Origin of the sequence: Knoellia flava TL1 (assembly GCF_000768675.1) — a bacterium.
GTDB lineage: Bacteria > Actinomycetota > Actinomycetes > Actinomycetales > Dermatophilaceae > Knoellia > Knoellia flava.
Genome location: NZ_AVPI01000002.1, coordinates 85,465 through 109,388, shown reverse-complemented (window position 1 = coordinate 109,388; position 23,924 = coordinate 85,465). Strand labels below are relative to the sequence as shown.

General features: G+C 71.4%; 18 protein-coding genes and 2 tRNA genes. 6 read left to right on the top strand and 14 right to left on the bottom strand.

Annotation, left to right across the window (positions count from 1 at the left end):
• Positions 1-2: 2 nt before the first annotated feature.
• The 5 genes from N798_RS02395 (at position 3) to N798_RS02375 (ending at position 4,476) form a co-directional block, all read left to right on the top strand.
• Positions 3-1,025, top strand: a complete 1,023-nt coding sequence (locus N798_RS02395) for an ABC transporter permease (RefSeq protein WP_035945944.1) — start codon at positions 3-5, stop codon at positions 1,023-1,025.
• Positions 1,022-1,855, top strand: coding sequence for an ATP-binding cassette domain-containing protein (locus tag N798_RS02390; protein ID WP_035945942.1), 834 nt, complete (start codon positions 1,022-1,024; stop codon positions 1,853-1,855). The genes N798_RS02395 and N798_RS02390 overlap by 4 nt, the downstream gene beginning before the upstream one ends.
• Positions 1,852-2,241, top strand: a complete 390-nt coding sequence (locus N798_RS02385) for a universal stress protein (protein WP_035945939.1) — start codon at positions 1,852-1,854, stop codon at positions 2,239-2,241. The genes N798_RS02390 and N798_RS02385 overlap by 4 nt, the downstream gene beginning before the upstream one ends.
• 311 nt (positions 2,242-2,552) lie before the next feature.
• Positions 2,553-2,756 carry a cold-shock protein gene (locus N798_RS02380; RefSeq protein ID WP_009776543.1) on the top strand — a complete coding sequence of 68 codons (204 nt, stop codon included), beginning with the start codon at positions 2,553-2,555 and terminating at the stop codon, positions 2,754-2,756.
• A gap of 205 nt (positions 2,757-2,961) precedes the next feature.
• Positions 2,962-4,476, top strand: coding sequence for an LCP family protein (locus N798_RS02375; protein WP_052116833.1), 1,515 nt, complete (start codon positions 2,962-2,964; stop codon positions 4,474-4,476).
• Positions 4,477-4,501: 25 nt separating this feature from the next.
• On the opposite strand, the gene N798_RS02370 is transcribed toward N798_RS02375, so the two are convergent.
• The 13 genes from N798_RS02370 to N798_RS02310 form a co-directional block, all read right to left on the bottom strand.
• Positions 4,502-5,038: a methylated-DNA--[protein]-cysteine S-methyltransferase gene (locus N798_RS02370; RefSeq protein WP_035945992.1), complete on the bottom strand. Its 537-nt coding sequence runs from the start codon at positions 5,036-5,038 to the stop codon at positions 4,502-4,504.
• A gap of 9 nt (positions 5,039-5,047) precedes the next feature.
• The gene (locus N798_RS02365) at positions 5,048-5,587 is read right to left on the bottom strand and encodes a hypothetical protein (protein ID WP_156971579.1); all 540 of its coding nucleotides are present in this window, start codon (positions 5,585-5,587) and stop codon (positions 5,048-5,050) included.
• A gap of 80 nt (positions 5,588-5,667) precedes the next feature.
• Positions 5,668-5,757, bottom strand: a tRNA-Ser gene (locus N798_RS02360).
• 135 nt (positions 5,758-5,892) lie between these two features.
• Positions 5,893-7,161, bottom strand: a complete 1,269-nt coding sequence (locus tag N798_RS02355) for a bifunctional glycosyltransferase family 2/GtrA family protein (RefSeq protein ID WP_084100013.1) — start codon at positions 7,159-7,161, stop codon at positions 5,893-5,895.
• Positions 7,158-9,299: an ArnT family glycosyltransferase gene (locus N798_RS02350; protein WP_035945937.1), complete on the bottom strand. Its 2,142-nt coding sequence runs from the start codon at positions 9,297-9,299 to the stop codon at positions 7,158-7,160. The genes N798_RS02355 and N798_RS02350 overlap by 4 nt, the downstream gene beginning before the upstream one ends.
• Positions 9,300-9,464: 165 nt before the next feature.
• Positions 9,465-10,916 carry a sensor histidine kinase gene (locus N798_RS02345; protein WP_035945936.1) on the bottom strand — a complete coding sequence of 484 codons (1,452 nt, stop codon included), beginning with the start codon at positions 10,914-10,916 and terminating at the stop codon, positions 9,465-9,467.
• The gene (locus N798_RS02340) at positions 10,913-11,647 is read right to left on the bottom strand and encodes a response regulator transcription factor (protein WP_035945935.1); all 735 of its coding nucleotides are present in this window, start codon (positions 11,645-11,647) and stop codon (positions 10,913-10,915) included. The genes N798_RS02345 and N798_RS02340 overlap by 4 nt, the downstream gene beginning before the upstream one ends.
• A gap of 86 nt (positions 11,648-11,733) precedes the next feature.
• Positions 11,734-12,570, bottom strand: coding sequence for a CoA transferase (locus tag N798_RS02335; protein WP_035945933.1), 837 nt, complete (start codon positions 12,568-12,570; stop codon positions 11,734-11,736).
• Between the two features lies 1 nt (position 12,571).
• Positions 12,572-14,749 carry a 3-hydroxyacyl-CoA dehydrogenase NAD-binding domain-containing protein gene (locus N798_RS02330; RefSeq protein WP_035945931.1) on the bottom strand — a complete coding sequence of 726 codons (2,178 nt, stop codon included), beginning with the start codon at positions 14,747-14,749 and terminating at the stop codon, positions 12,572-12,574.
• A gap of 68 nt (positions 14,750-14,817) precedes the next feature.
• The gene (locus N798_RS02325) at positions 14,818-16,038 is read right to left on the bottom strand and encodes an acetyl-CoA C-acetyltransferase (RefSeq protein ID WP_035945930.1); all 1,221 of its coding nucleotides are present in this window, start codon (positions 16,036-16,038) and stop codon (positions 14,818-14,820) included.
• Positions 16,039-16,158: 120 nt separating this feature from the next.
• Entirely contained in the window at positions 16,159-17,379 is a 1,221-nt protein-coding gene (locus N798_RS02320; protein WP_035945928.1) for an SGNH/GDSL hydrolase family protein, read from the bottom strand.
• A 215-nt stretch (positions 17,380-17,594) separates the two neighbouring features.
• The gene (locus N798_RS02315) at positions 17,595-20,585 is read right to left on the bottom strand and encodes a M36 family metallopeptidase (RefSeq protein WP_035945927.1); all 2,991 of its coding nucleotides are present in this window, start codon (positions 20,583-20,585) and stop codon (positions 17,595-17,597) included.
• Between the two features lie 365 nt (positions 20,586-20,950).
• Positions 20,951-22,783, bottom strand: a complete 1,833-nt coding sequence (locus N798_RS02310; RefSeq protein ID WP_035945925.1) for a phosphoenolpyruvate carboxykinase (GTP) — start codon at positions 22,781-22,783, stop codon at positions 20,951-20,953.
• A gap of 388 nt (positions 22,784-23,171) precedes the next feature.
• On the opposite strand from N798_RS02310, the gene N798_RS02305 reads away from it, so the two are divergent.
• Positions 23,172-23,244 (top strand) — tRNA-Arg (locus N798_RS02305).
• Positions 23,245-23,404: 160 nt separating this feature from the next.
• Here N798_RS02305 and N798_RS02300 read toward each other — a convergent pair.
• The gene (locus N798_RS02300; protein ID WP_035945923.1) at positions 23,405-23,848 is read right to left on the bottom strand and encodes a PA2169 family four-helix-bundle protein; all 444 of its coding nucleotides are present in this window, start codon (positions 23,846-23,848) and stop codon (positions 23,405-23,407) included.
• Positions 23,849-23,924: the final 76 nt, after the last annotated feature.

Below are 23,924 nucleotides of genomic sequence, written 5' to 3'. Positions count from 1 at the left end.
CGATGTCTGCCGACGTCTCCTCTGCTGCCGCCGAGTTCGCTCGGCGGCAGCAGTCCCCGGTGCAGAGGCTGCAGCACCAGCTCCACGGCAAGCCGTGGCTGAGCCCGCTCTTCCTCCTGCTGGTCGCCTTCATCGCCTTCTTCATCTCGACGCCGACGTTCCTCACGGCGAACTCGATGGGCATCCTGCTCCAGCAGACCGCGGTCGTCGCGGCTCTTGCGGTGGGGCAGACCCTCGTCATCCTCACGGCCGGCATCGACCTGTCGTGCGGCGCGATCATGGTGCTCTCGATGATGGTCATGGCCTCGCTGTCCAAGGACGACGGCATGCCGAGCCTCATCGGGCTGCTGCTCGGTGTCCTGCTCGCGACCGGGGCCGGCCTGCTCAACGGCTTCCTCGTCACCCGCATCAACCTGCCGCCGTTCATCGTCACACTCGGCACGCTGAGCATCTTCACGGCCATCGCGCTGCTCTACTCGGGCGGCTCGAGCATCCAGGCCGACCGGCTCCCGGACCTGCTCAACTTCCTCGGCAAGGGCTTCGGCATCGGCCAGTTCCGGCTCACGTGGGGCATCGTCGTCGTCATCCTCATCTACGCGGTGATGGCCTACGTCCTGTCCCAGACCGCCTGGGGCCGCTACGTGTATGCCGTCGGCGACGACGCGGAGTCGGCGCGCCTCTCCGGTGTGCCGAGCAAGCGGATCCTCCTCGCCGTCTACACGGTGGCTGGTCTCATCTACGGCATCGCAGCGTGGATCCTCATCGGTCGCGCAGGCGCGGCGACGCCCAACGCCATCCCCGACGCCAACCTCGCAAGCATCACCGCGGTCGTCATCGGCGGCACGAGCCTCTTCGGTGGACGCGGCCGCCTCATTGGCACGCTCATCGGGGCCCTCATCGTCCAGACGTTCGCGTTCGGGCTCTCGCAGCTCGGTGTCGACCAGCAGTGGCGCGTCCTCGCCACCGGCATCCTCGTCATCGTCGCGGTCGCCATCGACCAGTGGATCCGAAAGGTCAAGTCATGACAGTCACCGACCTCGAGGTCGCGTACGGCGGCGTCCCCTCCGGCAAGGAGCACATCTACGAGCAGGAGCCCGTGCTCTCGGCCCGCAACCTCGTCATCACCTTCGGTCGCGTCGTCGGCCTCGACGGGGTCGACCTCGACCTCTACCCCGGCGAGGTCCTCGCGGTCATCGGCGACAACGGCGCCGGCAAGTCGACGCTCATCAAGTGCCTCACCGGGGCCTACGTCCCCGACTCCGGCACGATCACGATGAATGGCGAGCCGGTCCACTTCAAGCGCCCGCAGGACGCTCGCGAGGCGGGGATCGAGACGGTCTACCAACAGCTGGCCGTCATCCCCGCGCTCGACATCGCGAGCAACCTCTACCTCGCCCGCGAGGAACGCCGCAAGGGCCCGCTCGGGTCGGTGTTCCGGATGCTCGACAAGAAGGGGATGGAGAAGCGCGCCGGCGAGTCGGTGCAGAACCTCGGCATCCAGACGATCCAGAACATGGGTCAGGCCGTCGAGACCCTCTCCGGTGGCCAGCGCCAGGCCGTCGCCGTGGCCCGTGCCGCGGCGTTCGGCAGCAAGGTCGTCGTCCTCGACGAGCCGACGGCGGCGCTCGGCGTCAAGGAGTCGGGGATGGTCCTCGACATGGTCAAGCAGCTGAGGGACAAGGGCCTGTCGGTCATCCTCATCTCGCACAACATGCCGCACGTGTGGGAGGTCGCCGACCGCATCCACATCCAGCGGCTCGGCGGCCGGGCCGGCGTCGTCACCCCTGAGACCCACGACATGGGTGAGGGCGTGGCGATCATGACCGGCGCCAAGAAGCTGGCGGACGGGTCATGACCATCGTTGTCGGCTACATCCCCAGCCCGCAGGGCCTGGCGGCCGTCGACGCGGCGATCGAGGAGGCCGAGCGCCGCAGCGACCGGCTCGTCGTCGTCAACTCGGGTGTGCTCGGCGACTACTCGGGACCGAGCTTCGCCGACCCGAAGGACCTCGACGCCCTCGACGCCCAGCTCAGCGAGAAGGGCATCGACCACGAGGTCCGTCAGTCGACCCGGGGCCTCGCCCCGGCCGAGGAGATCCTGTCCGTCGCCGCGGAGGTGAACGCCGACCTCATCGTCATCGGGGTCCGCAAGCGCTCACCGCTCGGCAAGGTCGTCACCGGCAGCACGGCCCAGCAGGTGCTGCTCGACGCGGCCTGCGCGGTGCTCGCGGTCAAGGCCTGACGAAACGAACGAGAGGTATGCCGGGAAGCCGCCTTCCCGGCATACCTCTCGTCTTGTTCTCGCTGCGTGAACATTCGGCGACTCGGGTCCGCTGAGCGGGCGCGTGCGCGGGGTTTGCTGGTAGGTTTCGAAGCGGTTGCACAACAGCAGTTCCTCGCAGGTCGCAGTACGCGCCCGTCTCGCTTCCACAGAAGGCGGGCGTTGATGTGTCTGAGCCGGTTCCCGGCTCTGGGGTTTGGCCGGACGTGCAGCCGATGGGCGCCGCGATTCTGCTGCGTCCGAGTGCTACACACAGGAAAGAGTTACCCCACATGGCACAGGGCACCGTGAAGTGGTTCAACGCTGAGAAGGGCTTTGGTTTCATCGCCCAGGACGGCGGCGGACCCGACGTGTTCGTTCACTACTCCGCCATCGACACCCAGGGCTACCGCAGCCTCGACGAGAACCAGCAGGTCGAGTTCGAGGTCACCCAGGGTCCGAAGGGTCCGCAGGCCGAGCAGGTCCGCCCCCTCTGATCGAGGACTCCCCACAGTCTTTGAGCGAGGCCCTCACCGCACTGCGGTGAGGGCCTCGTCACGTTCCGGGCCCCGTTCCGTGCACCGCCGGCCCGGATCACTGGGGCATGTCAGGCGCCTCCCAGACTCGGCCCCTACACTCGATGGCGCCGCGTCCGGAGGGGAGCCGGGGGCGGCTTTGGGATGAACCGACGACGAGGACTGCATGGACGTGGACGAGCGCGACGAACGAGGTGACCAGGGAGGGCACGGGCCGGGCTCCGGCACCCGTGCCGCGCTCCGTGGGCATCGCGCGGAGCGAGCCCGCCGGCGTCGACGTCGCGGGCTCTCCGTCCTCGGCATCGTCGCTGCCCTGCTCGTCGTCGGCATGATCGGCACCTACGCCAAGCTCAACGGCAACATCGACCGGCTCGACGTGTCGAAGATGGTCGGCAAGGACCGACCCACCCCGTCCGGAGACGTCTCGAGCGGGCCGCTCAACATCCTGCTCATCGGCTCCGACGTCCGCACGGGCGAGGGCAACGAGGACTACGGCAACGGCGAGTGGGAGCCCGGGCAGCACTCCGACACCAACATCCTCATGCACATCTCGGGGGACCGGAAGTCCGTGACGATGGTGTCGATCCCGCGGGACTCGATGGTCCCGTCACCGGTCGACTGCGACGGCAACGCGCCGGAGAACCAGTGGCGCGTCCACCAGTGGAACCAGAACTTCACCAAGGGCGGGCCGGGCTGCGTCATCCGCACCCTCGAGGGCAACACCGACGTCTTCGTCAACCACTTTGCCGTCGTCGACTTCGCCGGCTTCAAGGACATGGTCGACGCGCTCGGCGGGGTCCCCGCCTGCACGCCGTTCGACATCGACGACCCCAAGGCGAACTTCACGCTCAAGGCGGGCCGGCACATCCTCGACGGTGAGCAGGCGCTCGGCTACGTCCGCACTCGCAAGAGCGTGGGCGACGGCTCGGACATCCAGCGGATCAAGCGCCAGCAGGCGTTCCTCTCCTCCGTCGCGCAGAAGGCGACCGACACCAAGCTGCTGCTCCGCCCCGACCGGCTCCTCCGCTTCCTCGGCGCGGCGACGAGCTCGCTCCAGATGGACCCCGACTTCGGCCTCGGGCCCATGAAGGACATCGCCGAGAGCGTCAAGGGCATCGGCGTCGACAAGATCAAGTTCGTCACCGTGCCGACGCAGGCCTACCCCCAGGACCTCAACCGGGTGCAGTGGGCACCCGAGGCCGAGGAGCTGTGGGAGGCCATCCGCGCCGACCGCGAGCTCGGTGCCCCGAGCCCGACGCCGAGCCCGACGTCGACCGAGCCGCTCACCGTCACCCCTGACGAGATCTCGGTCGAGGTCGTCAACGCCTCGGGCGTCGTGGGCCTCGCCAAGCAGGCCGTCGGTGCGCTACGCGTCCAGGGCTTCGCCGACGTCGTGTCGAGCAACGGTGACGCCGTCACCAAGGGCGCGACCGTCGAGTACTCCGGCGACAACGAGGAGGCGGCTCGGACCGTCGCGGCAGCGTTCCCGGGTGCGACGATCGCGAAGGCCCAGCGCGACCTCGGCCAGCAGGTCCGCGTCACCCTCGGTGTGGGTGCCCCCGACGTCGTCGAGGTGCCCAACCGTCTCGGCGAGGAGCCCCTGCCGAAGCCGACCCTCTCGTCCACGCCGTCGTCGAGCGTGCTCCAGCCGCGCAAGGCGAGCGACGACATCTGCTCCTGACGGGCGCTCCCGGGCTCGCCTGCCGTCAGAAGAGGCGCGCCTCGGCGGCCTCGGCGGGCTCCTCGATCTCGAGCAGCCGTGCCTTGCGCTCCAGCCCGCCGGCGTAGCCCGTGAGCGAGCCGTCGGCCCCGACGACCCGGTGGCACGGGATGAGGACGCTCACCGGGTTGCGTCCCACGGCCTGTCCGACGCGCTGGGCGAGGCGGGGGTTGCCGAGCTCGCGGGCGATGGCGCCGTAGGTCGTCGTCTCGCCGTAGGGGATGCCCATGAGCAGGTCCCACACGCGCTCGGAGAAGGCGTCGCCGTGGGTGACGGTGGGCACGGTGAAGGTCGTGCGCTCCCTGCGGACGTACTCCGCGAGCTGGGTGCGAGTGGCCTCGAAGACCGGGTCGCCCGTCGCGGAGACCTCGGGACCGGTCGAACCAGCCGCCGGCGGGTGCCAGTGGCGGGGGAAGTAGAGGCCCGCGAGCGCGTCACCCTCGGCGACGGCGAGCAGGTCGCCGAGCTCGGTCGCCAGCGTCGTGTGGCGCCGGGTCGAGGTGGGCGGGGGCGAGGTCGTCATCATGTCCATTCAACGCGAGGACGCCGACATGCGTGAGCGGTCTCGCAGGTTCTCCTCCAGCCGCGCCAGGCCGGTGGGTTCGAAGAGGTGTGCGGGCCAGGCGAACATGACCGGGGACCCGACCTGCTGGAGGAAGACCCAGTCCGCCACGCGGCGCATGGAGGCGATCCCGTCGAAGGAGAGGGTGGTCTGGGTCCAGGGTCCGTTGAGCACGACGGTCCGCTCGCCGACGCCGCCCTCGAGTGTCACGCCCTCGCCGAGCCGCCTGCGGAAGGTCCGCAGGGTGAGGAGGTGTCCCACGACGAGAGTGAGGAGCGCACAGACCACGGTCGGCACCACGGCATACAGCGGGGCGAAGACCAGTCGGGTCGCCAGGCCGTATCGGTCGTCGAACCCCAGGCCGATGGCGAGTGCGAAGCCGAGCTCGAGCACCAGCACGAAGGCCCACCAACGGCGACGCCCCAAGGTGAGACGGGTGAAGGCGCGGGCCGCCTCGTTCGCCGAACGGCGAGTCGCAACCCAGCGGCGCATCGGGGGTGTGTCGCTCACCGGGACAGTGTGCCGTGGGCAGGGGGTGTGCGCACCGAAAAGGGCCCTGGTCGCGGTGCGACCAGGGCCCTTTCGGTGTGCGGAGGCGGAGGGATTTGAACCCTCGATGGGCGGTTAGCCCAAACCGCATTAGCAGTGCGGCGCCATAGACCGGACTAGGCGACGCCTCCTCAGCCGCAACAGGGTAACCGCCGGGCCGCGCGCCGGGCAAAGCGACCCCCCGGCAGGCCCACCGAGCGGACAGCCGGGTGGAGGATCGCGGGGACCATGACCCCTGCGATCCTCCACCCCAACGGTGGCCGGGTCTAGCGGGCCAGGCTGTGCTGGTCGCCGGTCACCTGTGCGGCGGCCACGGGCGCCGCGTCCTCGACGGGCGCGTGCCCTGCCCCGTCCGCCGACGTGGTGGCGAAGATCCACGTCCGCATGAGCACGAACTTCAGCACCGTCGACACCGCCGTCATCACCGCGACGGCTGCGGTCTCGACCCACGTCGGCGCCGATGGCGTCACGGCGTGGAGCAGCCCGAGGCCGGCGGTCGTCAGGGCGAGTGTGGTTCCGAAGACGACGAGCGCCTGGACCTGCTGGCGGGCGGCGCCCACCCGCCCCCGCACCCCGAACGTCCACCGCCGGTTCCACGAGGTGTTGACCATCGTCGCGACGAGCAGGGCGACGGCGTTGGCGAGCGCGGCCGACGCTACTCCCTGACGGAGCAGCGCGAAGAGCCCGAGGTGGAGCACGGTCGAGGCGACCCCGACGAGCGCGAAGGCGGTGGCCTGGCGCGGGAGGTGGGCGCGGGGCCCACCGCCCGGGTGGGACGGCACACGACGTCCGTGGCGTTCGGCGAGGGCGCGGACCGGTTCCGACGAGGCACCCAGGGTGCGTCGCATCCGCCAGACGCCGCGGAGGTCGTCGCGCGCGGTGCTGACGATGTCGACCCGGCTGTCGGGGTCGTCGACCCAGTCGACCGGCACCTCGTGGATCCGCAGCCCGGCGCGCTGGGCGAGGACGAGCAGCTCCGTGTCGAAGAACCACGTCGGGTCCTCGACGAGCGGCAGCAGGTCGCGCGCGACGTCGGCGCGCAGCGCCTTGAACCCGCACTGGGCGTCGGTGAACCGGGCCCCGAGCGTGCCGCGAAGGACGAGGTTGTAGCCGCGCGAGATGACCTCGCGCCTCGGGCCGCGCACGACCCGAGCGCCCCGGGCCAGCCGGGACCCAATGGCGATGTCGGAGTGGCCGGACAGCAGCGGCGCGACGAGCGGTGCAAGTGCGGCCAGGTCGGTCGAGAGGTCGACGTCCATGTAGGCGACGACGTCGGCGTCGGACGCGAGCCACACCTGCTTGAGCGCACGACCCCGGCCCTTCTGCGCCAGGTGCACCGCGTGCACGCCGTCGAGCTCCGCGACGAGCTCCTGGGCGACGAGCCACGTCGCGTCGGTGCTCGCGTTGTCGGCGACGGTGATCCGGAACGGGTGGGGGAAGTTCGCATTCAGGTGGGCGTGGAGACGTCGCACGCTCCTTGCGAGCGACCGCTCCTCGTCGTGCACCGGGACGACGACCTCGAGCACGGGGCTCACACCGTCACCACCGTCGTGGACGTCGCGAAGTCGGTCGACGTGGCCGAGCCGGCCGGGGCCGTGAGGTCGTAGAACGTGGAGCCGTCGATCGTCACGGCGGTGAAGTTCGCCTGCACCCACGCCGAGATCTCCGACGCGGTGCTGGTGCCTCCCATGCCGCCGCGGCCACCCATCCCGCCGCCGGCGGCGAACCAGTGGATGAGCCCTTGGTCGACGTACGCCTGGAACTGCGCGAGCGTCGGGCTCGGGTCGGAGCCGTTGAACCCGCCGATCGCCATGACGGGCAGCTCCGTGCCGAGCTGGAGGCCTGCGGCGTTCTGCGAGCCGATCGCGGCGGCGACCCAGCGATAGCTGCTCGCGTCCTCGGACACTGCCGCCACGACGTCGGTGCTCGGCGTGGTGGCGTCGAGGAGGCCGCCCATGCCGCCGCCGGCGCCGCGGGCGGTGCCGCCGGTCGTCCCACCCGGTGCGCCGTTCGGCGCGCCACCGGGGAAGCCTCCACCGGGGAAGCCCCCGGCCGCGCCACCCGGCATCGCGCCCTGCGGGCCATCCTGCGGAGGTGCGCCGCCCGGCATCCCGCGACCACCCGGCATACCTCGTCCGCCTGGACCGGCACCCACGGTGGCGGGACCCGCCGTGACGATCGAACCGGTGTGGCCCGTCGAGACCGTCGTGAGGCTGTATGCCGTCGGGCCGGCCAGCGCCGCGACGAGGGCTCCGATGACGACCGCGAGGACCGCGCGGCGCGGGATCCGGGTGACGACGAGGAGGCCGACCGCGGCCGCGAGACCGACGACGAGGACGAGTCCGGGAAGCCAACCCCCGTATGCCGTCGTGCGACCGAGCAGGACGAAGCCCCAGACCGCGGCTGCTCCCGTCGCGAGGGCGAGGGCACTGCTGCCGAGGAGGGTGTCCCGCCGTTCCCAGGCCTCGGCCGAGCCCATGCCGACGAGCGCGGCGACGGCGGGGGCGAGGGCGACGGTGTAGTACTCGTGGAAGATCCCGGCCATGAGCGAGAAGGTCAGCATCGTCACGACGAGCCAGCCGCCCCAGACGACGTAGCCGGCGCGGCGCAGGTCGGTTCGGGGAGCGCGGCCGCGCAGGACGAGCCCGACGACGAGCAGGATGACGGCACTCGGGATGAGCCACGAGATCTGGCCGCCGATGGACGCGGTGAACATGCGGCCCAGGCCGGTCTCGCCCCAGCCGTTGCCGCCGCCGACGGAGCCGGTCTCGTCGCCGTTGAGCCGTCCGAGGCCGTTGTAGCCGAAGGTGAGCTCGAGGAAGGAGTTGGTCTGGCTGCCGCCGATGTAGGGGCGCATGCTCGCCGGGACGAGCTCGACGACGGCGACCCACCAGCCGGCCGAGAGAACCATGGCGGCCACGCCCGTCACGGCGCCGACGATGCGGCGGCGCAGGGTCGTGTCGGCGGCGACGAGGTAGGCGATGCCGAAGAACGGCACGACGAGCAGGACCTGGAGGGTCTTGGTGAGGAAGCCGAGCCCGATGAAGACGCCGACGACGGCCATCCAGCGGGCCGAGCCCTGCTCGATCGAGCGCATCGTTGCCCACGCGCCGAGCGCCATGAGGAGGACGAGGAGCGCGTCGGGGTTGTTGAAGCGGAACATGAGGACCGCGACGGGGGTGAGCGCCATGACCGCACCGGCGACGAGCCCGGCGGCGTGGCCCCAGTGACGGCGCACCGTGGCAGCGACCACGGCGACGGTCCCGACGCCCATGAGCACCTCGGGCAGGAGGATCGAGAACGAGCTGAGGCCGAGGAGGCGCACGCTCAGCGCCATGACCCAGAGGGCGGCAGGGGGCTTGTCGACCGTGATCGAGCTGCCGGCGTCGGAGGCGCCGTAGAAGAAGGCCTTCCACGACTCGCTGCCGGCCTGCGCAGCGGCCGAGTAGAAGCTGTTGGCCCACCCGTTGCTCGTGAGGTTCCACGTGTAGAGCACGGTGGTGAGGGCGAGCAGGCCGAGGAGGGCGGGGCGGGCCCACGACGGGTCCTCGGAGCCGCCGCGCACGAGTCGGCGGAGGCGGTCCGCGAGGGCGGAGCCGCGGTCGGCGGGCACCGTCCGGGCGCGCGGCGCGTCGGCGTCGGCGGGGCCGGGGGAGTAGGTCAGCGCGTTCATGCCGACCACGCTCGGGCCGGCGGCTGTGCGGGTGCTGTGGTGTTGCTGTCGCACGGAGATGAGCCGTCGCTGGCGTCACCGCCGTCGCTGCATCAGCGCCGTCACGAAAGGCTGTGGCGCGACGGGCCGCCCCGCGCCGGATGGGCGAGTCGGGCTGCGGCGCGCTCAGGCGGGCGAGGCAGGAAGCTCGACGGTGAAGGTCGTCGAGCCGGGGCGGCTGTCGAGTGCGACGCGGCCACCGTGCGACTTCGAGACGGCGTCGACGATCGACAGCCCGAGACCGGTCGACCCGCCGGCCCGGTTGCGTGCCTCGTCACCGCGCGAGAAGCGCTCGAAGACGCTGTCCTGCAACGTCTCCGGCACTCCGGGGCCGTCGTCGTGGACGGCGAGCCGGACGTGGTCGCCGTCACGACGGAGAGAGGTGACGACGCGCGTGCCGGGAGGCGTGTGGGTCCGGGCGTTGGCGAGGAGGTTCGCGACGACCTGGTGGAGCCGGGCGCGGTCGCCCGGCACCTCGACCGGCTCGTCGGGCAGGTCGAGCTCCCACACGTGGTCCGGGGCGGCGGCGTGGGCGTCCGAGACGGCGTCCATGGCGAGCAGCGAGAGGTCGACCGGCTCGCTCTCGAGGGGGCGGCCTGCGTCGAGCCGGGCCAGGAGCAGGAGGTCCTCGACGAGCCCCTGCATCCGCAGGGACTCCGACTCGACGCGGGTGAGGGCATGCGTGACCGACGGGGGCACGGGCTCGCGCTCACGGCGCGACAGCTCGGCGTAGCCGCGGATCGAGGCGAGCGGGGTCCGCAGCTCGTGCGACGCGTCGGCGACGAACTGGCGCACCTGCGTCTCCGACTCGTGCCGGGCCTTGAGCGCGCCCTCGACGTTGTCGAGCATGTTGTTGAGCGCCAGCCCCACCTGGCCCACCTCCGTGCGCGGGTCGGTGTCGGCCGCGGGCAAGCGTTGGGCGAGGGCGACGGCGCCGGAGTCGAGCTCGAGCCGGCTCACCTGTGTCGCCGTGTGCGCGACCCTCTGGAGGGGAGCGAGGTTGCGTCGGATGAGCCACTGTCCGCCGAGGGCCACGAGCGCGAGACCGGCGATGGTCGTGCCGATGACGAGTCCGAGGACGGCGTCGACGATCTTGTCGATGCCGGCCATCGGCAGTCCCGAGACGACGGTGGCGCCACCCTGTCGCGCAGCCGCGACGCGGTAGTCGCCCAGTCCCTCGATCTCGACCGTCCGCGGCGTCGGGCCGAGCCCGGCGCGGCTGAGAGCCACGAGCTGCTGGGTGCTCAGCTCGCCGATCGTGCGCCCGCTCTCGAGCCGGTTGACGACGACCTCGCCGTCACGACGGACGACGAGCAGCGACTCGCCACCACCGCCGGGGATCGGGCCGCCGTTGCCACCGCCCGGGCCTCGCGGTCCGCCCGCGCGCACGAGGCTCGACGTGACGTCCTGGTCGATCTGGTTGAGCAGGTGGTTCTCGAGCGCGATGACGGTGAACGTCGAGGTGGCCACCGTGATGACGAGGAAGAGCCCGACGACGGCGGCGACGAGCTTCGTCGTCAGCGACCACCCGGACGGGTCGAGCCAGGACCGGGCCTGCGTGGTCCCGGACGCGGTCACGGTGCCGGCTTGAGGACGTAGCCCACGCCGCGCATCGTGTGGATCATCGGCTCGCGCCCGGCGTCGATCTTCTTGCGCAGGTAGGAGATGTAGAGCTCGACGACGTTGGCCTGGCCGCCGAAATCGTAGTTCCACACCCGGTCGAGGATCTGCGCCTTGGAGAGCACGCGCTTGGGGTTGCGCATGAGGTAGCGCAGCAGCTCGAACTCGGTGGCCGTCAGGGCGATCTCGACACCGCCGCGGGTCACCTCGTGGCTGTCCTCGTCCATCGTGAGGTCACCGACGACCAGCAGCGACGAGGACTCCTCGGCGACGACGGTCGTGCGCCGCATGAGGGCACGGAGCCGGGCGACGACCTCCTCCAGACTGAAGGGCTTGGTGACGTAGTCGTCGCCACCGGCGGTGAGCCCGGCGACCCGGTCCTCGACGGCGTCCTTCGCGGTGAGGAAGAGCACCGGCACCGCGTCGTTGTCGGCGCGCATCCGGCGCAGCACCTCGAGCCCGTCGAAGTCGGGGAGCATCATGTCCAGCACGACGGCGTCGGGCTGGAACTCGCGCGCGGCCTTGACCGCCTTGAGCCCGGTGCCGGCGGCGCGGACCTCCCACCCCTCGTAGCGCAGGGCCATCGACAGCAGCTCGGTGAGGTTCGACTCGTCGTCGACGACGAGCACCCGGACGGGGGTGCCGTCGGGTCGCTGCAGCTTGACGGCGGAGGTCGGACTCGTGCTCATGGTGACCAGTAGACCGGCGCGGGCTCGGACCCGTCCATGAGTCCCCTGTGCGAATCCTGTGAGTGGGACCGGCGAGGAGCAGAGGGTCAGCGCACGACGGCGAGCGGGATGTCGCGCTCGTCCGCCCACTCCTGCCACTCGCGCGCCGGACGCGTCGCGAAGACCTCGGCGAGCCGCTCGCGGGTGAGCTCTTCGGGGGCGAGCTCGACCGCCTCGGCGAGCCGGGTGACGAAGTGCGGCTCGAGCGCGGCGAGTGCGACGTGCCCCTGCGCCGCGGCATACACGTCGTAGACGGGGAGACCGCCACCGATCGGCCCGTCGGGAGAGGTGAGCCCGTGGACGACCGGTCGGGCGAGGGCGTCGGCGACGTCGGAGAGCGCGACCTCGCGACGCGAGCCGCGTCCGGTGCGCGCCCGCTCGACGAGCGAGGCGCACACTTCGGCGACGACCCGCTCGGCGCCGGCGAGGTCGACGAAGGTCGTGGACGGCATACGTCCGTCGCGCAGGAGCCCGGCGCCGGCCTGGTAGGTGAGGTCGTGACCGGGGACCTCGGCTGCCGCTCCCGGCTGGCCGACGACGTCGACCTGGCAGAGCCGCGTATGCCGTCCGCCCACCGTCGCGTGGTCGAGGCCGAGCCGGGCGAGCGCCGAGGGGCGCGAGCTCGTGACGAGGACGTCGGCCTCGCCGAGGATGGCGTCGAGCCGGGCCCGGCCCTCGTCGTCCTTGAGGTCGAGGCGCTCGACGTCCTGGCCGGCGTGCAGTTCGGCGAAGTAGGCGGGGGCGTAGGTCTCGACCGGGTCGCCCGACGGCGGCAGGACGGTCGTCACGCTCGCGCCGAGCGAGGCCAGGCGCGCGACGGCGGCCGGCCCCGGCAGGTTGATCGCGACAGAGACGACGCGCACGCCGTCGAGCGGACCGGTCACGTCAGGCCCCGGCGTCCACGAGCGTCCCCGACTCCGCGCGCTCGCGCAGCCACGCGGACGGGCGGAACCGCTCGCCGTAGGTGTCGGCGAGCTCGTCGGCCCGGGCCACGAAGCCGGCGAGGCCGCCCTCGAAGTTCGTCATGAACGTCGCCGGCCCGCCGGTGTGCGGCGGGAAGCCGATGCCGAAGATGCCGCCGATGTTGGCCGACGGGGTGTCGCCCAGGACGCCCTCCTCGAAGCACGCGGCGGTCTCGAGCGCCATGCGGAAGAGGTAGCGGTCCTGCAGGTCGCGCATCGGGACCTGCGTGCCGCGGCCCCAGCGCTCGCGCAGGCCCGGCCACAGCACCTTGGGCTCGCCCTCGGGGTAGTCGTACATCCCGGAGCCCGCCGCGCGGCCCTTGCGTCCGAGCTCGACCATGGCGTCGATGAGCTCCTCGCCGGCGGACCGCTCGATGGTGCGCCCCTCCGCCGCCGCGGCCTTCTCGGCCTCGGTGCGGATGTGCTGGGTGAGCGTGAGCGACACCTCGTCGAGCATGGCCAGCGGCGGTGCGGGGAAGCCCGCTGTCGTGGCGGCCCGCTCGACGACCATCGGGTCGACGCCCTCGGCCAGGGCGTTGGCGCCCTCCACGATGAGCGTCCCGAAGACCCGGCTCGTGAAGAAGCCGCGCCCGTCGCCGACGACGACCGGGATCTTGCGGATCTGCTGGACGAGGTCGACGGCGCGGGCCGTCGCCTCGTCGGACGTGTGCTCGCCGCGGATGATCTCGACGAGCTTCATCCTGTCGACGGGTGAGAAGAAGTGCAGCCCGATGACGTCCTCCGGCCGGCTGCTGAACCCCTGGAGGCCGGTGATCGGCAGCGTCGACGTGTTGGAGCAGAGAAGGGTGTCGGGTCCGACGACCGCCTCGACTTCGGCGAAGACCCTGGCCTTGAGGTCCTGGTCCTCGAAGACGGCCTCGACGACGACGTCGACCCCGGCGAGGTCGGCGGCGTCGGCGGTCGGGGTGATGCGGGCGAGGACCGCGTCGCGCTCCTCCTCGCTCAGCCGGCCCTTCGCGACCTTGGCGTCGAGCAGCTGGGCCGCGTGGGCCTTGCCCTTCTCGGCGCCCTCGAGGCTCACGTCCTTGAGGACGACCTCGATGCCCGAGGTGGCGCAGGCGTGGGCGATGCCGGCACCCATCATCCCGGCGCCGAGGATGCCGACCCGGGTGACCCTGCGCTTCTCGACGCCCGCAGGCCGGAGCGCCCCGCTGTTGATCGCCTGGAGGTCGAAGAAGAACGCCTGGATCATCGCCGTCGACTCGCGTCCCGCGGCGAGCCCGGCGAAGTAGCGGGACTCGATGCGACTGGCTGTGTCGACGTCGACCTGGGCACCCTCGACGGCCGCCGAGAGGATGGCGCGCGGCGACCGGACCGGGCTGCCCTTGAGCTGCTTGCGCAGGGTGGCCGGGAACGCCGGGAGGTTCGCGGCGAAGGCCGGGGTCGTCGGCGTGCCACCGGGGATCCGGAAGCCCTTGACGTCCCACGGCTGCGTGGCCGCGCCCTCGTCATCGGCGTGCTCGCGGATCCACTTCTTGGCGGCGGGCACGAGCTCCTCGCGGGTGGCGACGAGCTCGTCGACGACGCCCTTGGCGTGCGCGTCCCCGGGGGTGCGCTGCTGGCCCTGGAGCAGCCAGTCCATGAGCGCCTCCGAGATGCCGAGCATGCGCACGAGCCGGGTGACACCGCCGCCGCCGGGCAGGAGGCCGAGCGTCACCTCGGGCAGCCCGAGCTTGATGCGGTCGTCGTCGACGGCGATGCGGTGGTGGCACGCAAGGGCGATCTCGAGACCGCCGCCGAGGGCGGCCCCGTTGACGGCCGCGACGACCGGCCGGCCGAGGCGCTCGAGGCGGCGCAGCTGGGCCTTGATCGCCTCGACCTCCTCGAACGTCTCGCCGACGGTCTCGGGCGTCACCCTCTGGAGGTCGGTGAGGTTGCCGCCGGCGAAGAAGGTCTTCTTGCCCGAGGTGAGGACGACGCCGGTGATCTCGTCGCGCTCGGCCTCGAGCCGGTCGATCGTCGCGGCCATCGCGGCCTTGTATGCCGCGTTCATCGTGTTGGCGCCCGCGTCCGGGTCGTCCATCGTCAGGGTGACGATGCCCTCGTCGTCGCGCTCGTAGCGGATCATGCTGTCGCTCATGGGATCTGGGTTCCTGTCGGGAGTTCAGGGATGTCAGGCGGTGCGGGGAGGCTGGCAGGGGCAGGCGGTCAGACGCGCTCGACGACGGTGGCGATGCCCATGCCCGCTCCGATGCACAGGGTGGCGATGCCGCGCTCGAGGTCGCGGCGCTGGAGCTCGTCGACGAGCGTGCCGAGGACCATGGCCCCGGTGGCACCGAGCGGGTGGCCCATGGCGATGGCGCCACCGTTGACGTTGGTCTGATCCTCGCTCCAGCCCATGTCGCGCATGAGCTTGAGGGCGACGGCGGCGAAGGCCTCGTTGATCTCGACGAGGTCGATGTCCTTGGCGGTCATGCCGACGCGGTCGAGGGCCTTGCGGCAGGCGGGTGCCGGGCCGGTGAGCATGATCGTCGGCTCGGAGCCGACGACGGCGGTCGACACGATGCGCGCCCGCGGCGTGAGGCCCATCTCGCGCCCGATCTGCTCGGTGCCGATGAGGAGCAGGGCGGCGCCGTCGACGATGCCCGAGGAGTTGCCGGCGTGGTGGACGTGGTCGATCCGGTCGACGGCGGGGTACTTCTCGGTCGCGACGAAGTCGAAGCCGCCCTTGTCGCCGATCGCGGCGAAGGACGGGCGGAGCGCGGAGAGCGACTCGACGGTCGTGTCGGGGCGGATCGTCTCGTCGCGGTCGAGCACGGTGAGCCCGTTGGCGTCCTTGACCGGGACGACCGACCGGGCGAAGTGGCCGGCCTCCCAGGCGGCGGCCGCACGCGCGTGGGACTGGGCGGCGAAGCGGTCGACCTCGGCCCGGTCGTAGCCCTCGAGGGTGGCGATGAGGTCGGCGCCGATGCCCTGCGGGACGAAGTCGGTGGCGAGCGCGGTCGCCGGGTCCATGGCCCACGCGCCGCCGTCGCTGCCCATCGGCACCCGCGACATCGACTCGACCCCGCCGGCGAGGATGAGGTCCTCGAAGCCAGAGCGGACGCGCGACGCGGCCTGGTTGACGGCCTCGAGGCCGGAGCCGCAGAACCGGTTGACCTGGACGCCGGCCACCGGCTCGGGCAGGCCGGCATACATCGCGGCGACGCGGGGGAGGACCGCACCCTGGTCGCCGACCGGCGAGACGATGCCGAGGACGATGTCGTCGATCTGGGCGGTGTCGAGACCGGGATTGCGCTCGCGGACGGCGTCGATGAGGCCGGTCACGAGGTCGATCGGCTTGACCTCGTGGAGGGCTCCGGACGACTTGCCGCGTCCGCGCGGGGTGCGGAGGGCGTCGTAGATGACGGCCTGGGGCTGCTCGGGCATGGACCGGCTCCTTCGAGGGCGCGCGAGAGGGTTCGCCCAGCACGATACGCAGCCGAACCGGCCGGTAACCACCGTCCCCGTGCGTCGCTCGTCACGTCACGGCTGGCACGGGAGGGCCGGTCAGCGCCGGCACTCCAGGTCGCCGAGGTCGACGGCGGCGGCCATGGCGGCGTAGCCCGCGTCGCCCGGGTGCAGGTGGTCCCCGCTGTCGTAGGCCGGCAGCATCCGCGTCGGACGCTGCGGGTCGCGGACGGCGGCGTCGAAGTCGACGACCGCGTCGAACTCGCCGGTCGTGCGGATCCACTGGTTGACCTGGACGCGGATCGCCTCGCGCTGCGCCGACCAGCGGCTGCCGCCCTCCCACGGGAGAATCGTGCCGCCGACGATGCAGATGCCGCGGGCGTGCGCGCGGGCCGCGAGCTGGCGGTAGGCGTTGATGAGGTCGGCCGGCTTCCTCGCGAAGTCCCAGCGGAGGTCGTTGACGCCCTCGAGGACGACGACGGTCCCGACCCCCGGCTGGGCGAGCACGTCGCGGTCGAAGCGGGCCAGGGCGCTCACGCCGGAGCCGTCGGCGAGGACGCGGTTGCCCGAGATGCCCTCGTTCATGACGCCGAGCCGGAGCGGCGCAGGCTGCGCGAGCACGCGGTCGGCGAGGACGTCGGGCCACCGGCGGTTGGCGCTCGTCGTCGACCTGTCGCCGTCGGTGATCGAGTCGCCGAGGGTGACGACCGTGTCGACCTGGTGCGGCGCGTCGACGACGGCCGACTCGACCCACGCCCAGCTCGTCGTCGCGGTGGGGAAGTCCTCGGCGCCCTCGTCGGCGGCGTGGTCGCCCGGGGTCGACACCCAGCTCGTCTGGTGCGCGAGCTTGTGACCGCTCACGGTGCCGGCGTCGCCGACGACGTGGATGCTCACGGCGAGCGTCGACTGCGCCGGCAGGTCGCCGGGCAGCGGTTCGCTCAGCACCTCGGCGCCGACGGGGACGGTGACCGACGTGCTGTCGCCGAAGGTCAGCTGCCGGTTCGTGCCCGGCTCGACGTTCGCCCCGGTGGCGGAGCGGCCCACCCACACGGAGTCGAAGGTCACCGGCACCGACCCGAACGCGTTGGAGAGCGAGATCCGCAGCCCGGAGCCGCCGACGCTCGTGTGGACGATGTTGCGCACGGTCTGGTCGCTCAGCGCGAACGTCGTCGTGTCGACCGCCGTCGCCCACGTCCCGACCTGCGTCGTCGGGGCCCCCGCGACGGCCGGAGCCGACTGGGGCAGCAGCGCGACGGCCGCGGTCGTCACGGCGGCGGCGCCGGCGACGAGGGTGGTCCGGGGGCTGCGGAGGAAACTCACAGGAGAAGTACACCCTCATGTATGCCGTCCCGCCACCCGAACGCTCCTCGCGCACCGAACGCTCGCCGAGCGTTCGTCCGCTCGTCACGCTCCCGGCATACGAGCTGTTGCGTCCGCAGGTGTGGTGGCCAGGGCGGCAGGGTGCCGGACGCACGGAGAGGCGCCGCTCCCCGGAACGGATCCGGGAAGCGGCGCCTCGCTGGGGAGTCGGCCCGTCAGTTGCGCAGGACCTGGACCTCCGTCACCGCGACCGTCCTGGCGCCGGCGTAGGCCGTCGTGCAGTCGGTCGCGTTGGCGGGGTCGTTGTCCTGCTCGCCCTGGAACTGCGGGCCGCCCTGGCACTGGTTCGCGTCGAGCTGGATGCGCAGGTGCGTCGCCGCGGTCTGCGGGATCGCGAACGTGCGCATCTTGAGCTCGGGCGCGACCGGCCGGGGCGCGGCGCCCGGGAAGGCGTCCGGAGCGGACGTGAAGACCGGACGGAAGTCCGCGTCCTCGGTGCAGAGGACCCGGCCCTTGGCGTCGCAGGCGAGCACCGTGAACGAGCGCAGGTTCTGGAACCGGCCGGCGGCCCCGGGCTCGGGCAGGGCGCTCACCTGGACCTTGCGGACGACCTGGCGGCCGCCGACGAGGTCGATGGTGAACTGCTTCTGGCTCGCGGTCGGTGCGGGCACCGTCGTCGCCGTCGAGCCCTCGTCGCCGTCGATGACCGCGGGGACGTCGACGCCCTCACCGGTGATCGTGGCACCGGCCTGGCTGCTCGCCAGGTTGGTGAGGACCTTGACCGGCATGTCGCGCGTCTGGTTCGGCTTGGCCGTGAAGGTGACCCGCGTCTGGGCGCGACCCGGTGCGGTCACCGTGTAGGTGCGCGCACCGGGCAGGATCTCGAAGGTGTCGCCGAGCTCGGTCGCCGCGTCGGTGTCCGCGACCGGCGTCGAGCGCGCGGTGTACTCGCCGACGAAGACCTTGGCACCCGTCACCGGGCGTTTGTCCTCGTCGGTCGGGTTGAACCGCAGGGTCGCCGGGCTGCCGTAGGCCGACGTGAACGACGGGACCGGGTCGGAGTCGGCGCTGTTGCGCGACGACGCACCCTCACCGAGACCGCGTCCGGCGAACCCGTTCCACAGCAGGTCCTGGTTCGCCCCGCCGAAGCGGAGGAGGTCGGCGGCGAGCATCGCGTTGCGCGCGTCGACCATGCTCACCGCACCGCTCGGCATGAGCAGCCACGCGTCGAAGACGAGCTGCATCCAGCGCCGGTTGCCCGGGCACTCGGTCGCAGGGGTGGCGCCGGTCGCGCAGCTGCGCTGGAGGGTGGCGTTGCCGGCACCGTAGCGCTGCATGAACGCGCTGCGCAGGTCGCTGTGCGTCGCCGACCAGATCTCGCCGTCGGCGTGCACCTGCGGACCGGTGAGGTCGTAGCCGACGTTGCTGTAGTTGAGCGGGCTCTGGCTGAAGTTGTAGTTGCGGATGCCGCGGCTCTCGTTGCCCGTGACGTAGGCGCCCATCGGCGTCGCCGTCGCGCTCACCGGGACGTAGCCCCACTCCTGGAGATACTCGGTCGCCATGAGGTCCGACCAGCTCTCGCCCATCGCACCCGCCTGGAGACCGGAGAGGCCGCTGTTGGGGCCGCCCGCCATGCGGTTGCTGATGCCGTGGCCGTACTCGTGGCCGATGACCGACATGTCGTAGTCACCGTCGACGCAGGGCGCGTAGAAGGAACCGGCGAGCGGCTGCCAGAGGTACATGTTGCTGTAGCCGCTCGTGCCCTCGGGCGGGGTGCCGAAGTTGGCGTTGTTGCGCGAGCCGGACTGCGCACCGGACTGGCTGTAGCCGAGGACGGGGTCGTTGCCGACGCCGCCCTTGCCGGCGTTGTCACGCTGGAAGTTCCACGCCGTCTCGGTGAAGCCGAGCTGGTAGGACCAGTCGTGCATCCGGTTGTGCATCGCGAAGAGGTTCGCCGTGGCGGCGTCGATGTCGTTCTTCGCCGGGCTCGCGTAGTTGGCTGGGTTGCACTTCTCGACCTGCCACTGGTTCGTCCAGGGGTAGGAGTAGGTGCGGTCCGGCGTGAGCGGCACGGGGTTGACCGCGCCGAAGCCGCGCCAGCGCTCGCCGCTGTAGGCGTTGTTGCCGTTGGTCGTCGTCGTGCTCTGACCGGTCACCGGGTCGACGTCCCACGCCTTCGGCGAGGCCGGGTTGCCCACGGTCTCGGTGCAACCGGCGGCCGTCGTCCAGCACCACTCGACGCGGGTGTCGGTCGAGCTGTGGTCGGTCGACGGCGTGCCGGTGAAGACCTTCCAGCGCGGGTTGTCGGTGTCGAAGTCGACGAGCGACTCGCGCGCGATGACCTCACCGTTGCTCGCGTCGACGTAGACCGAGTAGCCGCTGTCGTCGTGGTCGCGAAGGACGACGTGGTATGCCGTCCGCGCACCGCTGCCGGGGACCGGCACCGCGACCTGCTGGACCTGCTGGTCGCCGACGAGGCCCTTGGCCGTGAGGGTGGTCCACCGCGACCCGGCGGCGCGCTTCGCGTCGGACCGGCGCGAGACGTCGGACGCCTTGGCGCCGACGTTGGTCGCGGCCTTGGCGAGCGCCTGCTCGGCGGAGAGCGACGGGGCGGCGCGGCGGGCCGTGCTCGAGCCCCGCAGCGGGGCGAGGGTCGAGCTGACGTAGCGGGCGCTGCCCTTGTCGACGGCGATGACGACGAGCCCGTCGATGCCCGCGGGAACGCCGCCGATGACCTGGCGGAGCATGACCACCGACGACGTGCCGATCGTGTTGGTGCTCACGTGCTCCATCGCAGCGATGTCGCCGGCGGTGATCCCGAAGGCGGTCGCGTTGCGCTGCAGGTAGGTGCGCGCGGCAGCGACCGGGTCCGACCCGAGACCGGTGGCGAGTGCGGCGGTGCCGGAGGGAGTCACGGTGCCGACCGAGCCGAACCGGTTGAAGGTCACCGATGCCCCGCCGGTGCCGCGGCTTGCCTTGCCGCCGGGGGCGGCCGCCGACTTCTGCGCGGCGGTCGGGGCCGCCGACGCCTTGCGCACGTCGATGTCGGGCAGGTGGTCGTGGTCGTCACCGGCCGCCGGCACACCTCGTGGCGTCTCGGGTGGCGCGGCCAGGGCGGACCCGGATGTCGCCGTCCCCACCGCCACCACTGCTGCCAGTGCCGCCGCCGAGACGGTGATCCCGCGGCGTCGTCCTCCGTGTGTCATCTGTCGAACTCCCCATCCTTGAGAAGGCACCCCGACGGTCACGGTGGTCGTGCCGTTCGACCTGGTGCTGGGCTCAGCCAAACCGGCAGGCGGTCAGGAGGTCACCCGTGACGGGTCAGGAGTTGGCAAAGAACGGGTGGCTACCGGAGGAAACTCCCGTGTCGTCACGGCATACGGACTCTGCTTGCGTCCGCAACCGTGGGGGCCAGGCCGGCACCTTGCCGGACGCAAGGGAGTGAACGGCATACGGGCTCGGCTTGTGTCCGCAACCGTGGGGGCCAGGGCGGCACCTTGCCGGACGCAACGCGAGAGGCGCCGCCTCCCTCGAAGGGAAGCGGCGCCTCTCGCTGTGTCGGGCTCGGACCTCAGTCCATGCCGAGGCGGGCCTTGAGGCCGTCGAGCTCGACCTGGAGCGCGGTCGGCAGGTTGTCGCCGAACTTGGCGAACCACTCCTCGATCTGCGGGATCTCGGCCTTCCACTCCTCGGGGTCGACCGTGAGCGCCTTGGCGAGCTCCTCGGGGTCCATGTCGAGGCCGTCGGTGTCGATCGACTCCGGCGTCGGCACGTGGCCGATCGGCGTCTCGACCGCGGCGGCCTTGCCCTCGATGCGCTCGATGGCCCACTTGAGGACGCGGCTGTTCTCGCCGAACCCGGGCCAGACGAAGTCGCCGTTCTCGTCACGACGGAACCAGTTGACGTAGAAGATCTTCGGCAGCTTGGTCGCGTCCGCGTCCTTGCCGATGTTGATCCAGTGCTGGAAGTAGTCGCCGGCGTTGTAGCCGATGAAGGGCAGCATCGCCATCGGGTCGCGGCGGACGACGCCGACCTCGCCGGTGGCCGCGGCGGTCGTCTCGGACGAGAGCGTGGCGCCCATGAAGGTGCCGTGCGTCCAGTCGCGCGACTCGGTGACGAGCGGGACGGTCGTCTTGCGGCGGCCGCCGAAGAAGATCGCCGAGATCGGCACACCGTTGGGGTCGTCGTACTCGGGGGCGAGGATGTCGCACTGCTTGATGGGGGTGCAGTAGCGGCTGTTGGCGTGGCTCGAGAGGACGCCCTTCGCGCCGTCCTCGGGAGTCCAGTCCTCGCCCTTCCAGCTCGTCGCGTGCTCGGGCGTGTTCTCGAGGCCCTCCCACCAGATGTCGCCGTCGTCGGTGAGGGCGACGTTGGTGAAGACCGAGTTGCCCTTGTTGATGGTGCGCATCGCGTTGGGGTTGGTGTGCTCGTTGGTGCCGGGGGCGACGCCGAAGAAGCCGAACTCCGGGTTGACGGCATACAGGCGGCCGTCCTTGCCGAAGCGCATCCAGGCGATGTCGTCGCCGAGGGTCTCGACCTTCCAGCCCGGGATCGTCGGCTCGAGCATCGCGAGGTTGGTCTTGCCGCAGGCGCTCGGGAAGCCGGCCGCGATGTAGTAGACCTGCTGCTCCGGCGAGGTGAGCTTGAGGATGAGCATGTGCTCGGCCATCCAGCCCTCGTCGCGCGCCATGACGCTGGCGATGCGCAGGCTGTAGCACTTCTTGCCCAGGAGGGCGTTGCCGCCGTAGCCCGAGCCGTAGGACCAGATCATCCGCTCCTCGGGGAACTGGACGATGTACTTCTCGGGGTTGCACGGCCACTTCACGTCCTGCTGGCCGGGCTCGAGCGGGGCGCCGAGCGAGTGCAGGGCGGGGACGTACTTCGCGTCGTCGCCGAGCTCCTCGATGCGGCGCAGGACCTCGGTGCCGCAGCGGGCCATGACGCGCATCGACGCGACGACGTACTCGCTGTCGGTGAGCTCGACGCCGAACATCGGGTTCTCGGACTCGAGGTGGCCCATGACGAACGGGATGACGTACATGGTGCGGCCCTTCATGCAGCCGGCGTAGAGCCCGCGCATGAGGTCCTTCATCTCGTTGGGGTCCATCCAGTTGTTCGTCGGCCCGGAGTCCTTTTCGTCGACCGAGCAGATGAAGGTCCGGTCCTCGACCCGGGCGACGTCGGTCGGGTCGGACGCGGCGTAGAAGCTGTTGGGCTTCTTCTCCTCGTTGAGGCGCACGAAGGTGCCGGCGGCGACGAGCCGGTCGGTGAGGCGGGTCCACTCCTCGTCGGACCCGGTCACCCACACGACCTCGTCGGGGGTGGTCATCGCGGCGACCTCGTCGACCCAGGCCTGGAGGCCTGCGTGCGTGGTGCCCTGAACGGGTGCGGCGGGGGCGGTCATCTGCGTCCGTTGTCCTTCCGGTTCCGGGCGTGTGCCCGGCATGGTGGCCCGGTCCACCGCCGGAGCCACCTCGGAGGGGATCCGACGACTGACCTGCTGGATGTGCGCCACGGTACTCGCATCGTGAGACGCATCTTGTCCCACGGCGGAGTTCCGTGCCTCGCGCTCCATGGGAGCCCGTTTGTCCACCGTAGGAGGTTGAGTGGACAACGCGGACGGCGGAAACCTTTCCGCACCTATGAGGTCCCTCACAGCCACGCCTACCTGCGGGTATGCCGTCCGCCCCCGTCGCCAGGACGCGTCCCGCGAGCGCGTCCGCGGACGGATTTCTCGGTATGCCGGGTGCTCGCGTATGCTTTCCGATCGTTGCCCCGACAGGGTGCGACACGCGCCCGTAGCTCAACGGATAGAGCATCTGACTACGGATCAGAAGGTTAGGGGTTCGAATCCCTTCGGGCGCACTCTGTGTTGAGACAGAGAGGAAGCCCCGGCAGCGGCAACGCGGCCGGGGCTTCGTTCGTCCCGGGTGGGATGTGGAGTTCCACGTCGCGGGAGCCCAGCCGGACGTGCGGGAGGCCCCGGGAGCGCTGGGCTCCCGGGGCCTCCTCGTATGCCGTCCGCTCAGTCCGCGGTCTGCAGCGCCTTGACCTCGTCGCGCGCGGCGACGACGGCACGGTGCTGGCGCGAGACGACGTCGCGGAAGCCCGCGCTGAGGTCCTTCTCGAGGGCCTTCTCGTACTCCGACACCGCGTGGTCCTCGCCGGTGACCACGGCGCCGAGGACGCTGCCGGCGTCGTCGCCTGTGAGCGCGTCCTTGAGCGCGATCCAGCCGCGGTGCACGGCCGCGGCGGCGGTCCCGCTCTCGTCGACGTCGTCGCCGTACTGGTGACCGAGAGCCACGATCTCGCGCCGGAACCCGGCACGTTGCTCGGAGAACGACTCGAGCACGCTGGCCCACTCGGCGCGGTCGCTGTCGCGCAGCTTCTTGGCGGCGTCGGCGTAGCCTCGCTCACCGTCCCGCAGGGTCTCGACCAGCTCCTCGGCAGCCTTCTCGTCGTCCGACATGGTGCTCCTTCCGTTGGGGTCAAGCCCGGGTCGGGCCTGTCGTCGACGCTACGTGAGCGAGGCCGCCGAAAGGGCC